The sequence below is a fragment of the Runella sp. genome, from assembly GCF_027484545.1.
Classification (GTDB): Bacteria; Bacteroidota; Bacteroidia; order Cytophagales; family Spirosomataceae; genus Runella.
The window spans coordinates 1-3,857 of sequence record NZ_JAIXST010000150.1 but is presented as its reverse complement, the minus strand read 5'-3'; the positions used below and the strand labels follow the sequence as shown (position 1 = coordinate 3,857).

The 3,857-nt window shown below is 44.0% G+C and carries 1 protein-coding gene and 1 pseudogene; both read left to right on the top strand.

The annotated features are described in order from the left end of the window. Positions 1 to 279 precede the first annotated feature (279 nt). Positions 280 to 2,514: pseudogene (locus Q0081_RS13745) on the top strand (TonB-dependent receptor). Positions 2,515 to 2,659: 145 nt separating this feature from the next. Further along, positions 2,660 to 3,619 carry a YihY/virulence factor BrkB family protein gene (locus Q0081_RS13740; RefSeq protein ID WP_298354300.1) on the top strand — a complete coding sequence of 320 codons (960 nt, stop codon included), beginning with the start codon at positions 2,660 to 2,662 and terminating at the stop codon, positions 3,617 to 3,619. Positions 3,620 to 3,857 lie beyond the last annotated feature (238 nt).

Sequence of the window (3,857 nt, the reverse complement as noted above, 5' to 3'; positions counted from 1 at the left end):
CCATATCGCTCAATTATTTACGCCAAAATATTGACGACTCAATTAAGAACGCCCAAATAATATTTGGTCAAAATGTCAAAGAACTCTTTTTAATTATCAGAACTTAACAGCCCTCCTACCGTACAGGGGTATTGTTTGCCATTACTCGCGACGTGTCGCCTCCTCCTAAGAAAGCGTAAGTTAAGACGTTGGCTTAATGAATGAGCCATGGCGTAACTTTGTTGCGCCACACTACCTCTTATCCACTTTCTTAATTAAGATGCATGAAACGGGTATTTTATCTTCTCATTCGTTAGCTTGGCCCTACACGCACACCTCGGCAACATAGCTGGGACGGTGTACGACAAAGCGACTAACTTGCCTCTACGTGACGTTAATGTCCAAATTACCAGGCTTGGAAAAGCTACTCGGACCAATGAATTGGGACAATATCGCTTTGATGAACTGGTGGCGGCTCCTTATAAAATTGAACTTTCCTATGTCGGTTTCAAAGCGCAGGTCATAGAAGTAATGGTCCAGGATGACCAAACGACATCCGTAAAAACCTTGATGACGAACGCGGCCGTTGAACTGAGTGAAGTGGTGGTGTCTTCGCAACGGCCTCACGACCAACAACTCATCAGCAGTTTGGATATTAAACTTCGCCCTATTGTCAATTCACAGGAGATTTTGCGCATAGTGCCCGGTTTGTTTATCGGTCAACACGCGGGTGGGGGCAAAGCCGAACAGATTTTTTTGCGAGGTTTTGACATTGACCACGGTACGGATATTCAGCTTACGGTAGACGGAATGCCGGTTAATATGGTTTCCCACGCGCACGGACAGGGTTACGCGGATCTGCACTTTGTCATTCCCGAACTGGTGCAAGGAGTTGACTTCAAAAAAGGACCTTACAATGCCGAAAAAGGAAATTTTATGACGGCCGGCTGGGCCAATTTTCGTACCCGCAACGCACTCGATCGCTCTTTTGTGAAATTAGAAGGAGGGCAATATGATACTTTTCGCGCTGTGGCAGGATTGGATTTGCTCGGGCAACGGGGGCGCGACAAAAATCAATCGGCTTATCTGGCGCCTGAGTATTCGTTTACTAATTCGTATTTTGATAATCCACAGAATTTCAATCGGCTGAATATCCTTGGGAAATACCACGGCCACTTAGGCTCCCATACCAATTTGACGCTGACGGGTTCGACTTTTTGGAGTAAATGGAATCATTCGGGGCAAATTCCCGACCGAGCCATTGAATCCCGTCTCATCGGTTTTTTTGGTTCGATTGACCCTTCAGAAGGAGGAGAAACGAGTCGTACGAATGTAAATCTTCAATTGGTGACGGTGATGCCGCGTAATCACGTGATAAAGAACCAATTGTTTTACAGCAATTATAATTTTGAATTGTATTCCAATTTTACATTCTTCTTAGAAGATTCGCTCAACGGCGACCAAATTCGGTAGAAAGAACATCGTAATCTGTTTGGATACAACGGCAGTTATTCCATCGAAAATGACTTAGGTAACAGTCGTTGGACAACGACGTTAGGTGTTCAGTACCGTCAGGATTTGACAAAAAATTCGGAATTGTCGCATACTAAAAATCGTACTGAGGTTATTGAACCACTGCAATTGGGTAACGTCAATGAACTCAATGCGGCCATTTATGCCGATGAGCTGATTCAGGTTTCCAATCGTTTCTCCATCAACGCGGGCCTTCGACTGGATTTTTTTCGTAACCAATACGAAAATTTACTCGCCGCTCCCGTCTCTACAAAACAGGCTTCGGCGGCCATTGTATCGCCCAAATTGAATCTGTATTATACATTCAATCCCCATCTGCAAGTGTATTTGAACACGGGCAAGAGTTTTCATTCCAACGATACCCGGGTCGTGGTTGCGCAGGGAGGCCGTCAGATTTTACCGCCTGCGTATGGTTCTGATTTGGGCGTGATTTTTAAGCCGTTTCCAAAATTGCTGATTAATGCCGCCGCTTGGTATTTGTGGTTGCAGCAGGAATTCGTGTACGTGGGCGATGCGGGTGTGGTAGAACCTAGCGGGAAAACGCGTCGGCAGGGATTGGATTTATCGGTACGTTACCAAATCAGCCGACATTTGTATGCTGATGTAGATTTGAATACGGTCAAACCCCGCGCCATTAGTGAATTGGAAGGTCAAAACTACTTGCCGTTGGCGCCCACATTTACCACCATGGGCGGACTTTCGCTGCAAACTGCGAATGGGTTCAGCGGTTCATTGCGGTATCGCTACATTGGTGACCGTCCCGCTAACGAAGATAATTCCATTGTGGCCAAAGGCTATTTTGTGACGGATATGCAGGTAAACTACGCCAAGAAGGCGTACAACGTAGGGTTATCGGTTCAAAACGTATTCAATACCCGCTGGAAAGAAACTCAATTTGCCACTAAAAGTCGATTGCAAGGAGAAGCCGTACCCATTGAAGAAATACATTTTACGCCGGGTACACCGTTTTTTGCCCGTCTGAGTTTGACATTCTTCTTTTAATTTCAACCATATAAGGCATTTAAGAACATATAAACAATAATTTATCAACCTTATATTCACTTAGATGCCTTATATGGTTAAATGAATTTCGAGATTTAGCCCCAAGTTTACTATTTTCGGGCTCTAAATTCATTTTTACTCCTTGATGCTTCAACACTGGTCCAAATCAAAATACCGACGACTGCGCCAAATTCACACTATCCTGCATCGCAAACGCTTTTTTGCGGAAACAGTTTCGTTGGCCGATATTGGAACGTTATTGATTGAAAAAATCCTGCTTTACGATATTGACCAGCGCGCTACGGCCGTAGCCTACAATTTTACGTTGGCCATATTTCCGGCTATTTTATTCCTGTTTACGCTGATTCCCTACATTCCGATTGCGAACATGGAGGTTCAAATCATGAACTTCATGCACGATGCCATGCCTGAACCTCTCTATGAATTTGCCGCTGCTACCATTTATGACATCATCAGCCGAAAGCAAAGCGGAATTTTATCGTTCGGTTTTATTTTGACCCTCATTACGGCTACCAACGGCATGAGTGCTCTCATGACGGCTTTCAACATGGCCGATCGTGCCTCAACGGAAAGCAGAGGTTTTTTCAAAACCAAAGGCGTGGCCATCATACTCACACTTTTGTTGTGTTTTGTGTTATTTTTAGCCGTTTTGGTCATTATTGTGGGGGGCTTTCTGGTCGATTGGCTGCATAATACTATCCTTTTGGACGACCATTTGACCGTGTTTTTGTTGGATGTACTTCGCTATGCAGTTATGTTTGCTACGTTTACGTTGGCAGTGGCGAGTATCTATCGGTTGGCTCCCAAAATTCAGCACGGATGGCGATTTTTTAATGTAGGGGCTATTGTGGCCTCCTTACTCATCATTCTTTCTACCTACGGGTTCTCCTATTATCTGTCTCACTTTGGCAGCTACAACAAACTCTACGGCTCCATCGGAACCATCATCGCCCTCATGATTTGGTTTTATTTGGTGGCTTTGCTGCTTATTTTCGGCTTTGAATTAAATATCAGTATTTGGAGAGCGAAGCATGAGAAAAAAACGGTCGCGGTAAAAAAAACGCGTGCTCCTAAAAATAAATAAATGCCGTACGCAGCGCGCGACGGCATTTATGCACTACCCTAACCCATAAATATTGAAAGATGTTTTTTACTACATCACTTCTTTTTATAAGAGAAAATCGTGCCAAAATCACAAAAAACAAGTTACTGTAAATAATTTGTGCAAACTATATTAGGCAGGTATTTTGAAATATGCGGTTGCGATGGCAAGATTTCGAGAACCTTTTGGGGACCAAGCCATTGCCCTTCGTTTTTGCCTT

Coding starts and splice junctions, on each gene's coding strand:
- Q0081_RS13740 (WP_298354300.1), top strand. CDS start 2,660: ATGCTTCAACACTGGTCCAAATCAAAATACCGACGACTGCGCCAAATT.